Raw genomic sequence first — 15090 nt, forward strand, 5'->3', positions numbered from 1 at the left:
CCGCCCTACTCCGCGGTGCCTTCCTCATATTCGGCCGACATGGTCAGCCATTTTTCCTCATGGCCGGCGAGCGTCTGGGCGAGTTGCGAGCGTTCCTTGGCCAGGCGTGTCGCCGTCGAGGGATCCTTTTCGTAGATCGCCGGATTGGCCAGTTCGTCCTCGATGCCGTCGATGCGCTTGCGGATGCGGTCCATCAGCGCTTCGGTGGCGCGAATTTCCTTGGCCAGCGGCTCGAAGGCTGCACGGCGCGCGGCGGCGTCGCGGCGGCGGTCGGCTTTTGACGCCTTGTCCGCCTCGCGCTTGCCGCGGCGATCGCCGGACACGCCGGTGACCAGCGTCTTGTAGTCCTCCAAATCGCCGTCATATGGGTTGACCGCGCCATCCTTGACCAGCCACAGCCGGTCGGCGGTCGCCTCAAGCAAATGGCGGTCGTGCGAAATCAGGATCACGGCTCCGGGAAATTCGTTGAGCGCATGGATCAGCGATTCACGGCTGTCGATGTCGAGATGGTTGGTCGGCTCGTCGAGGATGAACAGGTTGGGCCCCTCGAAGGCCGACAGGCCCATCAACAGACGCGCCTTCTCGCCGCCGGACAGGTCCTTGGCAGGCGTGTTCATCTTTTCGGTCGTCAGACCAAACTGGGCGACGCGGCCGCGCACCTTCGATTCCGGCGCTTCCGGCATCAGCCGGCGCACATGCTCATAGGCGTTTTCTTCCGGACGGAGATCGTCGAGCTGGTGCTGGGCGAAGATCGCCACCTTCAGCCCGGGCGCCACCGTCATCGTGCCGGTCTCCTGCTTCAACCGGCCGGACAGCAATTTGGCGAAGGTCGACTTGCCGTTGCCGTTGGCGCCGAGCAGCGCGATGCGGTCGTCGGCGTCGATGCGCAGCGTCATCTTCTTCAGGATCGGCTGGCCCTCGGTATAGCCGACATTGACGTTGTTCAGCGCCACGATCGGCGAGGCAACCGTCTTCACCGGCTCGGGGAAAGAGAACGGCCGCACCGAATCGTTCACGATGGCCGCGATCGGTTTCATCTTTTCCAGTGCCTTGATGCGCGACTGCGCCTGCCTGGCCTTGGACGCCTTCGCGCGAAAACGCTCGACGAAGGATTCCATGTGCTTGCGGGCGGCTTCCTGCTTGACGCGGCCCTTTTCCTGCAATTCCTTCTGCTCGGTATACTGGCGCTCGAACTGGTCGTAACCGCCGCGCCAGAAGGTCAGCTTCTTCTGGTCGAGGTGCACGATCGAGTTGACGGCACGGTTGAGCAGGTCGCGATCGTGCGAAATCAGCAGAACTGTGTGCGGATACTTCGACACGTAGTTTTCCAGCCACAACGTGCCTTCGAGATCGAGATAATTGGTCGGCTCGTCGAGCAGCAGGAGGTCGGGCTCGGAAAACAGCACGGCAGCGAGCGCCACGCGCATGCGCCAGCCGCCGGAGAAGGACGAGGCCGGACGGCGCTGCGCGGCATCGTCGAAGCCGAGGCCGGCCAGGATGGTGGCCGCGCGGGACTCAGCCGAATGCGCGTCAATGTCGGCAAGCCGCATGTGGATGTCGGCGATGCGGTGCGGATCGGTGGCGGTCTTTTCCTCTTCGAGCAGCGCCGTGCGTTCGAGATCGGCCTTGAGCACGATCTCGATCAGCGGCTCCTCGGTTCCCGGCGCTTCCTGCGCCACCTGGCCGATCCGCGTGTTCTTCGGCAGGCTGATCGAGCCGGTCTCGGAGGGAAAATCTCCGGTGATGGCCTTGAACAGCGTCGTCTTGCCGGTGCCGTTGCGACCGACAAGACCGGCCTTGGTGCCAGCCGGCAAGGTCAGCGAGGCGTGGTCGAGAAGCAGGCGCCCGGCCATGCGGAGCGAAAGGTCATTGATGATCAGCATGGCCGCGCTTTTGCACCGGACATCAGCGCTTCGCAAGACCTTGCGGGCCAGTTGGCCGCACGAGGCTGAAGACGGGCGGGAGCGATGGCCCGAATTGGTAGCCCTGTCCGCGAAAATTCGCGCCTATCCTCGACCACCGCGGGAGCAGTCCGAACAGGCCCGATCGTGAAACGCGACGACGCTCATCGCCGGAGATCCTTGATGACCTTACGGTCAACAAAATCAGAGAGATAGGTGATCGCAGCGCGTCCAATTCGGGCCAAGAGCCGACAATAATTGACTCTTGGGAATTTTTCGATCTTTTCTTGCAAAAATCTACCCGCGATTGAGTTAGCCCCGCTTTGAATTGCAACAATTACTACCTTCTTCCTGCACGCAAAGTCTCGAGGTGAAGTCTATCAGCATCCCCGTCCGCGCTGGGGTGGTCAATATTGAACAGACGGCCGGCCGGTGCGCATCCTAGGCTTCGCAGGCTGACGAAACCCGACTGCCCCCAGCCACAGTTGGTTGCGACAGCAGGAGCCCCGGCCGGGGATTTTCAGCACGGCAGAGGAAACAGCCCTGCATCACAGAAACGGGAGGGCCGCCAAAACTCCCATCAGGACCCGGATAACCCAAGGCGGCGGAGATTCGAGGATGCCCACGCTTCCCTTGGCGCTCAAGATTGCAGATGTCGTTTCCGATGCCGGGCGGCGTCGGCGCAGGCTGGACATAGCAGCCGTTGCCAGCCTGTTGCTCGACGCTCATCCCGAGGCCGGACACAGTCTGACGGAAATTGCCGACACATTGCGTGAGGAAGTTGCATCCCAGGGACCCTTGGCGCAAGGAACTGTGTCTCGTTAGCGTCGCGCTCGCGGCCCGCTTACCGCTCACCCCGGATCATCGACGTCAAACCGCTTCGCAAGCGGCTTCCCAACCATTCCGAACACTGCGGCAGGCATGCCTTGCCTGACGAGAGCCCCGGCCAGGGACTCATCAAGGCGCCAGAGGATCGGGGGAGGAAGACCCGAATGACGCCGACCGCATCTGGATAGCCTTCGCAGCGAGCCGCGTCTGGTCAATATTGACCGGTCCCGCGAGATGTTGGATTCTGTTCCATCGAGGCTGAAGCCTCGCCCGCATCATGATGTCAGTGGATGAGGTCATTGATGGAAGGAAAATCAGATCAGCCGTTCGATCCAAAGGTTTTTCTGGCGAAAGCCGATCTTGGGCGCACGATTACACGTTATGGCCCCAACCAGAAAATATTCTCGCAAGGCGATGTCGCAGCTTCGGTCTTCTACATCAATGAGGGCCAGGTAAAGATCAGTGTCCTGTCCGAACAGGGAAAGGAAGCTGTCGTCGCAATAATGGGGACCAACGATTTCTTCGGTGAAGGTTGCATGGCCGGCCAGACCCGGCGCATGGCAACGGCGGTTGCGATGACGGATTGCGAGATCATGCAGATAGACAAGAAGGCGATCATGCGCGTCATTCACAACGAGCCGGCATTTTCGGAAATGTTCATCGCCCACCTTCTGACACGAACCATCCGCGTCGAAGAGGATCTGGTCGATCAGCTTTTCAATTCGAGCGAAAAGCGCCTGGCACGGGCACTTCTCCTGCTGGCAAATTTCGGCAAGGAAGGAAAGCCTGAACCCATTCTCGGCAAGGTCAACCAGGAGACGCTAGCCGAAATGATCGGCACAACGCGGCCGAGAGTCAGCTACTTCATGAACAAGTTCCGTGACCTCGGATTCATCGAGTACAATGGGAAACTCGTGGTGCACAGTTCGTTGCTGAACGTGGTTCTGCACGATCAGCCGCAGATAAGGCGGTAACCCGGAAGGCAGAGCCGCATTCCGGGTTCCATTGGGTGTCGCGTCCAGGCCGGCTGGCCGGGTCGCCTCGCGCTCAGCCAGCTGCCTTGCGCTTCGCTCCCTTTGCCACGGCGGCCGGCGCTGCTGCCGGTTTGCGGCCAAGCCCTGTCGACTTTGCCAGCGCCGAACGGGTCGCCGAGTAATTCGGAGCGACCATCGGGTAATCCGGCGGCAGGCTCCATTTGGCCCGATAGTCGTCCGGGCTCAAACCATAGTCTGTCCTGAGGTGTCGCTTGAGCGACTTGAACTTCTTTCCGTCCTCCAGGCAGATGATGTAGTCGGGAAACACCGACTTTTTCGGATTTACAGCCGGAACAAGGCTCGGGCTTTCCACCACGGCCGCACCAGCCAGCTTTCGAACCGATGCGCTCACGCTGGCAATCAGGTCAGGCAGGCCGGAAGCCGGAAGCGGATTGTTGCCTACATAGGCCGAGACAATATCGGCCGTTAGCTCGATAACGGTCTTATCCTCGATATTTGACAATTCTTTCACCCTATTTGCGACAAAGTCATCCACCCCAGCGAAGACTTTTGTCGATGTATCTCTTTAACCGCGTCCCCCAACGGGCCGCCAAGCTCCAAAACGAATCAAGACTTGACGTCAACTATTTTTATTGGAAATCGACGTCATGCAAATTAGAAAATCTAATACTTGGACGCGGCAGACTTGGTTGTCCGGCCATCAGCCAGTATCTCAAGAATACGCTTCCAGCGGGCACAGCGCCCGAAATCCTTCTGCTCAATCGCCTTTTCGGCCTTCATTGCAGCATAAAGCGGTGCTTCGGCCCCAAATTCCTTGATGAGCCAATGCGCTTCTTGCCTGGCGAGACGTTCATTGTCGTCAAACATAGTCTTGCGCCTCCGACCGTTCCAGACCGACCGCGATACAACTGCCGATGACGAGGACGGCGCCGGCAATGGCGGTCGTCGTCAGCCGTTCACCGGACAGGGTCAGCAGCAGTGTCGACGCGATCGGCGTGAGATAAGCGACGACCGCGACCTTGCCGCTGCCTTCGAGCTTCAAGGCGCGCGACCAGAAATAGTAGCCCAGCCCCATCGGGCCGGCGCCGAGATAGAGCCCAAGCGCCAGATCCACCCCGGTCGGCCAAGCGACGCCTTCGCGAGCTGACCATAAAAGCGTCAAGGCGACGCCGATCAGCGACGAGGGCAGCAACAGTCGCTCCGGCGACGTACCGAGCCGTCCCACCGTCACCGAATAGAACGCCATGCACAATGCGGATCCAAATGCGGCGAAATAGCCGACGAGATCGCCCTGGAACCAGGTGCGATCACGCCCTCCCGAAATCACGAGGGAGACGCCGACGAACCCAAGGGCCGCGGCAAGGCCCAGCAAAGCCGGACGCCGCGGATTTTCGAAGGCGATCACTGCCGCTGCAACCATCAGGGGCCAAGTGTAGGCGACGAGATTGGCTTCGATCACCGGCATCGAGGCGAAGGCGATGTATTGCAGCACCATGGTGCCGACCAGACCGATGAGGCCGACAACGAACGCTGCGAACGCGCCGCTGGGCGCCACCGGCGGGGCGCCCTCCCGGCTCGTGAACCGGATCAGGGCGAAGACTAGTGCAGCTCCCGCAAATTGCAGGAACTGCACCTGCGATACCGGATGGGTCGCCAGCAGGGATTTGCCGACCAAGGCATTGGTCGACCACAAAGCCACCGCGCCGGCGGCAAAGACCAGCGCGGATTTGGCTACCATGATTCCCTGGCTCCACCCGGAACCTGTGCTTCGGCAGCCGGGGCGGGCGTGGGATGCTCCGCCTCGAACCGGCGATAGGCCGGCAGCTGGTTGGTCCAAACGTCTTCAGCCAGCTCGTTGACCCATTCGCGGTCGTGATCATTGTCGGCGGCAAGATAGAACATTCTGTTGTCGTCGACATAGGGCTTGGCCACCGAGCGCTGGTTGAGCACCAAGGTGACGCGGTCGCCATACTGGATCGGTGCCGTGCGATGCAGGACGCCAAGGAACTGCCCGAGCGTCGCGTAATTCATCTTGTGATCGATACGCATGATGCGGTTGCGCGGAATCTCGCGGCCGGATTCGAGGATGGCGCGGCCGGTTTCGGAATCGTCGCAATAGATTTCGAGATGGCCGCCGACCAGCGGATCGCTGATCGACAGCGGAATGAGCTCGGTAACCGGAACGCCATCGCAATGCCATTCGACGGCACCGTCCCTTGGATTCATGAAGGTGACAGTCGAACCGACGATCGACAGCGGATAGGGCTCCAGCTTCGTGCCCATCATGTCCGACAGCCGCTCCAGGCGCAGCTTGTCGTGCAGCAACTCCTTGATTTCGGGGATGAAACGGTCGGCACCCGTGATGAAGGTCAGATCGAGGTGCTTGTGCACGGCATGGCTGGCCTTGAGCTTCAAAGCGGCCTCCTCGATCGCTGCAAGCAGGGCCGGATCATAGCCATGCAGATACTGCGCAACGCCGAAACTCGATATTTTCCAAGCGGTTTCATGGCCGATAATGGCCTCGCGGCTCATCGCGTAGCGCAGTTCGGGTATGGTATGTGCGTTCATTGTACTTCTCCAAGTGGGGGGCAAACACTTAGTTAACAGTCGATTAAATTAGCCCCCCCTGTAAAATTAGGAATGCTGGTGCTACTGTAAGCCCAGCTTAAGGTCGAAGCCCGTGCGTCTGCTCAGTCAGGTCAACCTCAATTCGCTGAAAATCGTGGAGAGTGCTGCGCGCCACGGCAATTTCACGCGAGCCGGCGAAGAGCAATTCATCACCGCTTCGGCGGTCAGCCAGCGCGTCAAAAGCCTGGAGGATCAGCTGCGCTTCAAGATCTTCCAGCGCGGCGGCAATGCGGTGTCGCTGACGCCGGAAGGCGAGACCTATGTCTCCCGCGTTCGCGAAGCGCTGGAGCGGATCGTCGCCGCCAGTATGGAGGCGACCGGGCAATCGCAGGAGCATGTGCTGAAGATATCCGTGCTGCCGACCTTTGCCGCGCGCTGGCTGTTTCCACGCCTGCCGCAATTCCAGCGGCAATATCCCGATATCGTGATGCGGGTTTCGACCTCCTACGCGACGCATGAGTTCACAAGCTCCGATTTCGACCTCGAAATCCGCTATGGCGACGGCCAGTTCAACGGGCTGCCATCCGATCTGCTGTTTCGGGAAGACCTCACGCCAGTGTGCAGCCGCAAGCTGTTCCATGAGGTTCTCGGCCACAAGCCGGTGTCAAAGGTGACACCGGACGACCTCAAGCACTTCACGCTTCTGCATTCCGACACCTGCACCCAGAACTGGCAATCCTGGCTTGGTTTCGCCGGCGCCAGCTTCGTGCTCAGCGAGACCAAAAGCATCTATTTCGACTCGTGCATGATGTCTTACGAGGCGGCCAATGCCGGAATGGGCTTTGCCGTGGCCAACCGTGCCTATATGGCCAGCGACATCCGCGCCGAAAGGCTAGTCGCGCCTTTCGCTGTCCACCATCCAAACAGTGCAGGCTGGTATTTCGTCTCCCCCAACAAGAGCCTTGCCGCACGCAAGGTGCTGCTGTTCAAGCAATGGGTGATGGCGGAAGCGGCTCTCACGCAACGCCAGTTGGATAGCGAAGCCCACGACCTGGCTGCCGAAGCTGTCTGAAATTCGGATCAGCCCCCAATTGTCCCCCGATGACCGCCGGTCAGAAAATTGAGGACCAACGGTTGATGGACGTCCAATCCATGCAACCCGCCCTGGCCGGCAAAATTGTTGAACTCAAGCCGCTTCAGCCTGGGCATTCGCAGGGCCTTCTGCTTGCAGCCTCGGACGGTGAGCTGTGGAACTTGACGGCCACCGTGGTTCCCGGGCCAGCCACGATCGATGACTATGTCGCCTGCGCCCTGGCCGGGCGAAGGACCGGAACCGTCATGCCCTATACAATCATCCTGCGCGGCACCGGAGCGATCTGTGGGAGTACGCGGTTCTGGAAGATCGACCGCATGAACAGAAAATTGGAGATTGGGCACACGTGGCTCAGCGCTTCGGTTCAGCGATCAGGGGTCAACACCGAAGCAAAGTACCTTCTCCTGGCCCATGCCTTCGAGGCCATGGCGTGTGTGCGGGTGCAGTTCACCACCGATGAACTCAATGACGCATCGAGAGCGGCCATTCTGCGGATAGGGGCAAAGCAGGAAGGGATCGTTCGCAATGAGCGGATCATGCCGGACGGCCGGAAACGCAATTCCGTGCGGTTCAGCATCATCGATTCAGAATGGCCTGACGTGAAGGCCATGCTTCTGCAGAAGATGCGGCGATAGTCAGCGCAGGCCGCTCGGTTTAGGACGAGACAATCTGGATCAGGCGAAAGCCCTGCCCTCTTCGGTGCGCTGGAAATGCGCCAGATCGAGCGGCACCGAAGGCCGGCCGAGAACCGTAAGGATCATATGCGCCTGGCCGCGATGATGGGTCTGGTGGTTGAAGACATGCGCCAGCGCGGGCGCCAGACGCTGCGAGACGGTGCGCATATCCGACACCGTCATATAGGTGAAGCGGCCCGACAGCGCCTTGTCGCCCAAGCCGCCGAGCCAGTCGATGATCCGCCGGTCCTCCGCCTCGCGCGCCATCCTTAAATTGGGCAAGGCCCGGTGCAGGATGGCATCCAGCGCTGTCGGCGCATCGCCTTCGCCGGTGAAGCGCTTCATCCAGATGCGATCGGCGGCGAGCAAATGGTTGAGCGTGCCCATCAGCGAGCCGAAGAAGGCGCCGACATCGCGATTGAATTCCTCCTCATCGAGATCGGCGGCGGCATCGTAGATGCGGCCATTGGCCCATTGATTGTACGCAGCAAACATCATGAAGTGCTGTTTCATCTTTTCTCCCGCCGCCCCGTTTTCGGGATGTCGCGAGCGATACCTAGACCGCAAAGGGACCCGCGCCAATGACCATTCTGCTTTATGATCTCGTCGGGCGTGATGAGAGCCGTCCGTTCAGCCCGCATTGCTGGAAGGCGACGATGGCGCTGGCTCACAAGGGGCTCGACATCTCAACCGCGCCGACGCGTTTTCTCGAGGTCCCTACCATCGAGGGTGGTGCTTCGAAAACCGTTCCGGTGATCCGCGACGGCGACAAGGTCGTCACCGATTCCTTCGCCATCGCGCTCTATCTCGACGAGGCCTACCCGGACCGGCCGACGCTGTTTGGCGGCGAAGGCGGCAAGGCGATGGCGCGCTTCATCGAGCGCTGGTCGCAATTGACCATCCACCCCTATGTCACCACCGCCGCGATCGTCGATCTCCACACCATGCAGGACGAGGAGAATGCCACCTATTTCCGCCAGAGCCGTGAGCAGCGCCTGGGCAAGCGGCTGGAAGACGTCGTCGCGGGCCGCGACGCCGGGCTGGCGGCGTTTCGGGCGTCGCTCGAGCCACTGCGCTCGATGCTGAGCTACCAGCCCTTCATTGGCGGCGCCGCACCGCTGTTTGCGGACTATATCGTCTTCGGCGCGCTGCAATGGGCGCGCATCGCTACGCCCTATCAGCTGCTCGAAAACAGCGACGTCGTGGCGCAATGGTTCGCCCGCTGCCTCGACCTGCATGGCGGGCTTGGACGAAAGGTCGCCGCGGCGGCCTAACACCCGCAAAACGCCTGCCCTGCCCGCAAGGCTTGGGCGCCGTCAATCCGTGGCGAAAATCAGCGGCAGAATAGCGGGCCTTACTTGGCCGCCTTCTTTGGCTTGCTGGTCTTCGGCTTGCTGGCTTTCGCGGCAGCTTTTTCTTCCTTGGGGGCGGCTTTCGCCTTGCCAGCGGCAGATGCCTTCTTGGCCGGCTTCTTCCCCGCGTCCTCACGATCGATGTCGGCTGCCGCCTGGTGCCAATGGCGTTCGTGGTGACCAGCCGGTTGCCCCTCTTCCTGCCAGATCTGATGTGCGCGATTGCGAATGCGCTCCTGACGATCGTCTGCCATGGTCATGTTGTCTCCATTCGGGCCGACTTCAGCGCGGCGCCGACACGTGACTATAGCAAGCAAAGTGTTGCTGTGCAGCCATCTGATGTCGTCTCCCGGCTCGCCTTGTCGACACCAGCCTTGCATAGAAACACGCACTGTTCCGGCCCTTCGCTATCGCTCCCTGCCCTTCGGGCGTTCAAACCCTTTGAAAGGTCCACTGGACCTTTCAATCCGCCCGAAGGCGGACCGGGCTTTCACCGTTCGTTACTCGGAAAGCCAAGCAATTGGCTTTCCGTCCGCTTTGCGGACCGCTCCTCACCCCTTGCTCTGGCTCCGGACGGCTTGTATAGAGCCCGCCACTCTCAATTCCATTCTCAGACAGGGACGACCCATGGCGCTCGAACGCACCTTTTCCATGATCAAGCCGGACGCAACCCGGCGCAACCTCACCGGCGCCATCACCAAGATGCTCGAAGACGCCGGCCTGCGCGTCATCGCATCGCGCCGCGTGTGGATGAGCCGCCGTGAGGCCGAAGGCTTCTACGCCGTCCACAAGGACCGTCCGTTCTTCGGCGAGCTGGTCGAGTTCATGTCGTCGGCGCCGACGATCGTCCAGGTGCTGGAAGGCGAGAACGCCATTGCCAAGAACCGCGAAGTGATGGGCGCCACCAACCCGGCCAACGCCGCCGAAGGCACCATCCGCAAAGTGCATGCGCTGTCGATCGGCGAGAATTCGGTGCACGGTTCCGACGCGCCGGAAACCGCCGCGCAGGAGATCAAGTACTGGTTCTCGGACACCGAGATCGTCGGCTGAGCCGATATCATCAAGTCTGAATTGGAAAAGGCCGGCGTTTCGCCGGCCTTTTTCTTCTGACCGATCGTATTCGGAGCACGTCGATATTCAGCGCGTCCGTATGCGTGCGGTGCTGCTACACTTTGGGCATCAAGGTACAAGCGCCACCGTCAACGATCTCACGCCTTGGGCGCCACGGATCATGATGCCTTCAATATCGGCGGTGGCGGATAGTCCGGTAACCAATGCGGCGTAGCGGGCGGTCCTGAAGTCTGGCCGGCGATAGGCTTCCTGAAGCCCATCCTCGATCCGCATGGGATCAAGCAGCACCACAAGATGCTGCACGAGATAGCCGATCGCATTGACGACGTATTCGTCCTCACTGAACCACACGGAGCCCGTTTCGGCGACGCCAAAGCGCGCCCGCACGATGCCGACGGCGACATCCTCCAGCGATGCGGGAAGGGTTCGATAATCGATCGCCCTGTTGCCATCGATTCCCCGCACCGCGGATGCGATCACAGCATCCGAGCCGAAACGATCGGCTACCCAGGTTCGAACCTCGCCAAGACCTTGCAGCGTGATGCATGTGCCGCCCATGAGCGCCAGCGCCGTCGCAAAGCGCGAGGCGCGATCGCCTGCGGGCGTGGCGAAGAGCGGCACGTCGGGCAGCGACACCGGCGAAGGCTGTGCCTTGCGTATTTTCGCCAGGAAAACGGCGCGGGAGGTCATCTCGGCTGCTTCCGATTTTCGCGGTACCAGTCGCGGAAGGTTTGCACTGGGGCATCGGGAAGGTCGCGCTGCCGGCCCCAGATATTCAGCGGGTTGTAGAGCAGGAAGTTGGGCAGCCGTTTCAAGGCACCGCCAAGCGAGGCAATGGTGGCGCGATACAATGTCGGGCTGGCGAGCAGCCGCCCGGCCATCTTCAACACCTCCGCCTTGACGAACGGTGTCTCGTGCCGTGCGCTGATCACCTCGCGCCATTTGTAGATCTGTTCGTGGATGTTGATGCGCACCGGGCAGACGCTGGTGCAACTGCCGTTCAGCGTCGAGGCAAAGGGCAGCGCGCTGAAACGCTGCAGATCGAAGGTCGGATTGATGATGGCTCCGATCGGTCCCGAATAGGTGCTGCCATAGGATAGGCCGCCGCTGCGGCGATAGACCGGACAGGTATTCATGCAAGCGCCGCAGCGAATACATTTCAGCGATGGCCAGAAGTCCTCCATGGCGAGGCGTTCAGAGCGGCCGTTGTCGACCAGGATGAAGTGCATCTCGGTGCCTGGCCGGGGGCTGCGAAAATGCGAGGTGTACTGCGTGATCGGCGAACCCAGCCCGCTGCGTGACAACATCCGGATGAAGACGCCGAGATCGGAAAGGCGCGGTATCAGTTTCTCGATGCCGATCGAGGCAATGTGCAAAGGAGGAATGTTGGCGGACAGGTCGGCGTTGCCCTCGTTGGTGCAGACGACAACTGTGCCCGTCTCCGCGACCGCGAAATTGCAGCCGGTCATGCCCGCCGTCTTGTCGCGCAGGAAGTGCGGGCGCGTGTCCATGCGCTGGCTTTCGGCGAGGTAATGGATGTCGCTGTTTGCGGGATCGGTGCCGATGGTGCGGCCAAACAACTCGGCCACGTCGCTGCGCAGCTTGTGCACCGCGGGAACAACCATGTGGCTTGGGTCCTGATTGTCGAGCTGCTGAATACGTTCGCCGAGATCGGTCTCCATCACCACGATGCCACGTGGCTCGAGATGGGCCCGCATCGCGCATTCGTCGGTGAGCATCGACTTGCTCTTGACCAGCGTGGTCATGCCGCGCTCGGACAAAAGGCTGAAGACGATCTCATTGTGCTCGCGGGCGTCGGCGGCAAAATGGACGACGACGCCGTTGCCTTCGGCCGCATCGACAAACTGCTCCACGTACTGGGCGAGATGAGAGAGCGTGTGCTCCTTGATGCCGGAAGCGAGATCGCGAAGGGTTTCCCATTCGGGTAAGCCGTGCGCCTGTGCGTCGCGCTTCAACCGCAAATCCCAAAGCCGCCGGTCGTGGAACGACACGTGGTCCGGCTTGGCGAGGAAATTGCTTGCGGCCTTGGCGTGATCGACCCGCTTGCTCATGCCCGAGCGCCATTCAGAATTTGCGCAATGTGGATGAAGCGCGCATTGAGCTTCATACGATCGGCGCAGCCTTGCTGGTGCATCAGGCACGACATGTCGCCGGACACGATGTATTCGGCGCCCGCGGCCAGATGATCACGTACCCTGTCCTGACCCATTCGCACGGAAACGGCCTCTTCGGTGACGGAGAACGTGCCGCCGAAGCCACAACATTCATCCGGCCGAGACGGTGCGACGAACTCGATCCCCTTGACGCCTTCCAGCAAGGCACGCGGCTTCGAGAACGGCGGCTCATCGATTTCGGATGCTGTCGCCTGGCGCAGATGCCGGAGGGCGCTGCAGCTGTTGTGCAGCCCGACGCGATGTGGAAATTCCGCCCAGGGGAACTCACGCACGTCCAGCACGTCATGAAGAAACTCGGTCAGGTCATAGGCCGCCGCCCTGACGTGACGCACGGACGCAGTCTGCTCGATCGCGGTCAGGTGGGACCGCACATGATTGATGCAACTCGCCGAAGGTCCGACGACATAATCGTAGCCGGCGAAGTTGCTGACGAAGACAGCCTCCGCGCCTGCCGCTTCCTTTTGTGCGCCGCTGTTGGCCATGGGTTGACCGCAGCAGGTCTGCTCTTCGGGATAGTCCACATCGAGGCCCAGGCGCTCCAGCAGCTCGAGCGTCGCAATGCCGACCTCTGGATAGAACGCATCGATAAAGCACGGGACAAAGAGAGCGACTTTCATGGCAGCGCTTTGCGCATCGCATTTTCTTTCGCCTGAGGCGCACGGAGTATAGGTGGCCGCAAATGCCGAGTCATCCGGCAGATGACGGCTGCTCACCCCCGGTCGAGAGCCGAGCTGACCTGACTTGGATGCGTGTTCGAGATCGTCAAGGTCATGGTCAAGGAGACGGCCGCGACGTGACGCCGATCCGGAAATCAGCTCGCGGCGCTGAAGCGCAGGATTTCGCGGCCGTCCTTGTCTGATATGGCGAGCTTGCCGGCATCGACATGGTATGATGCCGCCTTGGCCAACGCATCGAACAACGCCTTTTCCTCGGCCATCACCTCTGGCGCACAAGCCTTGTAGGTCGAGCCGATCTCGCTGATCGCGATCGCCAGGCCATCTACCTTGGCGGTGGCGAAATAGGTGTTGCAGGGGCCGCTGCCGCCGGCCTTGCCGGCCTCGCTGACCCTGAACGTCGCCTGCGGCGCGGTGATGGCGCCAATGCCGTCGACATAGTCGACCACCCAGAGCTGGCCAAAGACGGAAGCCGTCGGCTCGGTGCCTGGCGCGACCATTTTCAGCATGATGGTCTGCGGCGCATCGGTCAGTGGATCGACCTGATGACGCACATCGGAGATGAACATCAGCTTGCCGTCGACGATGATCCGCGCCTGCAACGCATAGGTCATCTGCGGCCGGATCACCGATGGATCGAACTTGATCTCGAAGCTGATCGGCACCTGGCCGGCCGGCTTGACAGTCTGCTCGCCGATGATCTTGGCCGGCGCATCGGCCAGCGAGACATCGGCAAGCTGGACTGAAAGCACGGCGCTGGGCGGCAGGGCGATGCGCTCGCGATAGATCACCTCGCCCCTCACCGCCTTTTCAGCGGCCACGGATAGTTCCGGCACAGCCAGGATGCCGACGACCAGAGGCACGAATCCGAAGACGAAGAACTCTGCGAGCCTGCCCAGCATGACCACCTCCCTTGCCCGGGTTGCCTATCCCCGGGTTGATCAACCCTGCGGAGTTGGCCAAAGGATTGCGGTCAATGCGTGGCTGCGACAGGATTATTCGGAGGACGATTTCCAGCGCTTCGCCGCTTGGGCGTCGGCTTCCTTGGCCTCGACCCAGCCGCCCTCGGAACCATCGGTGCGATGCTCCTTCTTCCAGAAGGGTGCCCGTGACTTCAGATAATCCATGAGGAAGTTCGCCGCCTCGAACGCCGCCTGGCGATGCGCCGAGGCGGCCACCACCAGCACGATGTTCTCCCCGGGCACGATCTTGCCATGGCGGTGGATGACGGTGAGGCCTTGCAGCGGCCAGCGCTGAACCGCCTCGGTGGCGATGCGGCCGATCTCGGCCTCCGCCATGCCGGGATAATGCTCAAGCTCCAATGCCGAGAGCGCGCCCTGCTCGTCCCGGCAAAGACCCGAGAAAGTGACCACCGCGCCGATATCGGCACGGCCTCGCGTCAACCCGGCGATCTCGGCGGCAACGTCGAAATCCTGGCGCTGGATGCGCACGCTCGGCACCAGAGCGGCCGACATGGGTGTCAGCCCCCGGTCATCGGCGGGAACAGCGCGATCTCGCGCGCGCCCGCTATCTTCTCGCGGTGGTCGACATGTTCCTGGTTGATGGCAACGCGGATCACGTCGGGATATTGCAGTGCGTGTTCGTAGCCTTCGCCCCGCGATTGCAGCCAGCGCAAAAGGTCGGCGACCGTCTCGATGCCGGCGGGCAATTCGACATCCTCCTCAGGCATGCCGATCCTTTCGCGAACCCAGGCAAAATAGATGAGACGGGTCGTCATC

Annotated in this window: 18 protein-coding genes; 5 read left to right on the forward strand and 13 right to left on the reverse strand. The window is 61.3% G+C overall.

Going from position 1 to position 15090, the window contains the following annotated elements; all coding sequences use genetic code 11:
* Positions 1–5 precede the first annotated feature (5 nt).
* Positions 6–1883, reverse strand: coding sequence for an ABC-F family ATP-binding cassette domain-containing protein (locus tag JN279_RS27100; protein ID WP_056565525.1), 1878 nt, complete (start codon positions 1881–1883; stop codon positions 6–8).
* A 1148-nt stretch (positions 1884–3031) separates the two neighbouring features.
* On the opposite strand from JN279_RS27100, the gene JN279_RS27105 reads away from it, so the two are divergent.
* Positions 3032–3703, forward strand: coding sequence for a Crp/Fnr family transcriptional regulator (locus JN279_RS27105; RefSeq protein WP_096456551.1), 672 nt, complete (start codon positions 3032–3034; stop codon positions 3701–3703).
* A gap of 73 nt (positions 3704–3776) precedes the next feature.
* On the opposite strand, the gene JN279_RS27110 is transcribed toward JN279_RS27105, so the two are convergent.
* From JN279_RS27110 to JN279_RS27125, 4 genes are all read right to left on the reverse strand, one after another.
* Positions 3777–4226, reverse strand: a complete 450-nt coding sequence (locus JN279_RS27110) for a MucR family transcriptional regulator (RefSeq protein WP_096459093.1) — start codon at positions 4224–4226, stop codon at positions 3777–3779.
* Positions 4227–4387: 161 nt separating this feature from the next.
* On the reverse strand, positions 4388–4591 hold the full coding sequence (locus tag JN279_RS27115; RefSeq protein ID WP_095202476.1) for a hypothetical protein: 204 nt from the start codon (positions 4589–4591) through the stop codon (positions 4388–4390).
* A complete protein-coding gene (locus JN279_RS27120; protein WP_096456549.1) occupies positions 4584–5462 on the reverse strand; it encodes a DMT family transporter in 879 nt (292 codons plus the stop codon). Before JN279_RS27120 ends, JN279_RS27115 begins: the two co-directional genes overlap by 8 nt.
* Positions 5456–6292 carry a hypothetical protein gene (locus JN279_RS27125; RefSeq protein ID WP_179298100.1) on the reverse strand — a complete coding sequence of 279 codons (837 nt, stop codon included), beginning with the start codon at positions 6290–6292 and terminating at the stop codon, positions 5456–5458. Before JN279_RS27125 ends, JN279_RS27120 begins: the two co-directional genes overlap by 7 nt.
* Positions 6293–6404: 112 nt before the next feature.
* Between JN279_RS27125 and JN279_RS27130 the strand changes: the two genes are divergently transcribed.
* Together JN279_RS27130 and JN279_RS27135 are read left to right on the forward strand one after the other, a co-directional pair.
* A complete protein-coding gene (locus JN279_RS27130) occupies positions 6405–7364 on the forward strand; it encodes a LysR substrate-binding domain-containing protein (RefSeq protein WP_096456547.1) in 960 nt (319 codons plus the stop codon).
* Between the two features lie 65 nt (positions 7365–7429).
* The gene (locus tag JN279_RS27135) at positions 7430–8020 is read left to right on the forward strand and encodes a GNAT family N-acetyltransferase (protein ID WP_096459090.1); all 591 of its coding nucleotides are present in this window, start codon (positions 7430–7432) and stop codon (positions 8018–8020) included.
* Positions 8021–8059: 39 nt separating this feature from the next.
* Here the strand turns inward: JN279_RS27135 and JN279_RS27140 are convergent, their stop codons facing one another.
* Positions 8060–8572 carry a DinB family protein gene (locus JN279_RS27140; protein WP_095202479.1) on the reverse strand — a complete coding sequence of 171 codons (513 nt, stop codon included), beginning with the start codon at positions 8570–8572 and terminating at the stop codon, positions 8060–8062.
* 68 nt (positions 8573–8640) lie between these two features.
* Between JN279_RS27140 and JN279_RS27145 the strand changes: the two genes are divergently transcribed.
* Entirely contained in the window at positions 8641–9333 is a 693-nt protein-coding gene (locus tag JN279_RS27145; protein ID WP_096456545.1) for a glutathione S-transferase family protein, read from the forward strand.
* A gap of 80 nt (positions 9334–9413) precedes the next feature.
* Here JN279_RS27145 and JN279_RS27150 read toward each other — a convergent pair whose 3' ends face one another.
* The gene (locus JN279_RS27150; RefSeq protein ID WP_096456543.1) at positions 9414–9671 is read right to left on the reverse strand and encodes a DUF2934 domain-containing protein; all 258 of its coding nucleotides are present in this window, start codon (positions 9669–9671) and stop codon (positions 9414–9416) included.
* A 367-nt stretch (positions 9672–10038) separates the two neighbouring features.
* Between JN279_RS27150 and ndk the strand changes: the two genes are divergently transcribed.
* Positions 10039–10461, forward strand: coding sequence for a nucleoside-diphosphate kinase (gene ndk / locus JN279_RS27155; RefSeq protein ID WP_008875017.1), 423 nt, complete (start codon positions 10039–10041; stop codon positions 10459–10461).
* 129 nt (positions 10462–10590) lie between these two features.
* On the opposite strand, the gene JN279_RS27160 is transcribed toward ndk, so the two are convergent.
* The 6 genes from JN279_RS27160 to moaD all read right to left on the reverse strand — a co-directional run bounded on the left by JN279_RS27160 (position 10591) and on the right by moaD (position 15089).
* Entirely contained in the window at positions 10591–11172 is a 582-nt protein-coding gene (locus JN279_RS27160) for a LutC/YkgG family protein (RefSeq protein WP_202350706.1), read from the reverse strand.
* Positions 11169–12554: a lactate utilization protein B gene (locus JN279_RS27165; protein WP_096456539.1), complete on the reverse strand. Its 1386-nt coding sequence runs from the start codon at positions 12552–12554 to the stop codon at positions 11169–11171. Before JN279_RS27165 ends, JN279_RS27160 begins: the two co-directional genes overlap by 4 nt.
* A complete protein-coding gene (locus tag JN279_RS27170; protein WP_096456537.1) occupies positions 12551–13294 on the reverse strand; it encodes a (Fe-S)-binding protein in 744 nt (247 codons plus the stop codon). Before JN279_RS27170 ends, JN279_RS27165 begins: the two co-directional genes overlap by 4 nt.
* Before the next feature lie 194 nt (positions 13295–13488).
* The gene (locus JN279_RS27175) at positions 13489–14253 is read right to left on the reverse strand and encodes a YbaY family lipoprotein (protein ID WP_096456535.1); all 765 of its coding nucleotides are present in this window, start codon (positions 14251–14253) and stop codon (positions 13489–13491) included.
* Between the two features lie 93 nt (positions 14254–14346).
* On the reverse strand, positions 14347–14826 hold the full coding sequence (locus JN279_RS27180; RefSeq protein ID WP_096456533.1) for a molybdenum cofactor biosynthesis protein MoaE: 480 nt from the start codon (positions 14824–14826) through the stop codon (positions 14347–14349).
* A gap of 5 nt (positions 14827–14831) precedes the next feature.
* Positions 14832–15089 (reverse strand): molybdopterin converting factor subunit 1, encoded by a 258-nt coding sequence (gene moaD, locus JN279_RS27185; protein ID WP_027034532.1) that lies wholly within the window; start codon positions 15087–15089, stop codon positions 14832–14834.
* Position 15090: the final 1 nt, after the last annotated feature.

Origin of the sequence: Mesorhizobium sp. 113-1-2 (assembly GCF_016756475.1) — a bacterium.
GTDB classification, from domain to species: domain Bacteria; phylum Pseudomonadota; class Alphaproteobacteria; order Rhizobiales; family Rhizobiaceae; genus Mesorhizobium; species Mesorhizobium loti_C.

Coding starts and splice junctions, on each gene's coding strand:
- JN279_RS27180 (WP_096456533.1), bottom strand. CDS start 14,826: ATGTCGGCCGCTCTGGTGCCGAGCGTGCGCATCCAGCGCCAGGATTTC.
- JN279_RS27145 (WP_096456545.1), top strand. CDS start 8,641: ATGACCATTCTGCTTTATGATCTCGTCGGGCGTGATGAGAGCCGTCCG.
- JN279_RS27120 (WP_096456549.1), bottom strand. CDS start 5,462: ATGGTAGCCAAATCCGCGCTGGTCTTTGCCGCCGGCGCGGTGGCTTTG.
- JN279_RS27140 (WP_095202479.1), bottom strand. CDS start 8,572: ATGAAACAGCACTTCATGATGTTTGCTGCGTACAATCAATGGGCCAAT.
- JN279_RS27115 (WP_095202476.1), bottom strand. CDS start 4,591: ATGTTTGACGACAATGAACGTCTCGCCAGGCAAGAAGCGCATTGGCTC.
- JN279_RS27170 (WP_096456537.1), bottom strand. CDS start 13,294: ATGAAAGTCGCTCTCTTTGTCCCGTGCTTTATCGATGCGTTCTATCCA.
- JN279_RS27165 (WP_096456539.1), bottom strand. CDS start 12,554: ATGAGCAAGCGGGTCGATCACGCCAAGGCCGCAAGCAATTTCCTCGCC.
- JN279_RS27160 (WP_202350706.1), bottom strand. CDS start 11,172: ATGACCTCCCGCGCCGTTTTCCTGGCGAAAATACGCAAGGCACAGCCT.
- JN279_RS27150 (WP_096456543.1), bottom strand. CDS start 9,671: ATGACCATGGCAGACGATCGTCAGGAGCGCATTCGCAATCGCGCACAT.
- JN279_RS27125 (WP_179298100.1), bottom strand. CDS start 6,292: ATGAACGCACATACCATACCCGAACTGCGCTACGCGATGAGCCGCGAG.
- JN279_RS27135 (WP_096459090.1), top strand. CDS start 7,430: ATGGACGTCCAATCCATGCAACCCGCCCTGGCCGGCAAAATTGTTGAA.
- moaD (WP_027034532.1), bottom strand. CDS start 15,089: ATGACGACCCGTCTCATCTATTTTGCCTGGGTTCGCGAAAGGATCGGC.
- JN279_RS27175 (WP_096456535.1), bottom strand. CDS start 14,253: ATGCTGGGCAGGCTCGCAGAGTTCTTCGTCTTCGGATTCGTGCCTCTG.
- ndk (WP_008875017.1), top strand. CDS start 10,039: ATGGCGCTCGAACGCACCTTTTCCATGATCAAGCCGGACGCAACCCGG.
- JN279_RS27100 (WP_056565525.1), bottom strand. CDS start 1,883: ATGCTGATCATCAATGACCTTTCGCTCCGCATGGCCGGGCGCCTGCTT.
- JN279_RS27105 (WP_096456551.1), top strand. CDS start 3,032: ATGGAAGGAAAATCAGATCAGCCGTTCGATCCAAAGGTTTTTCTGGCG.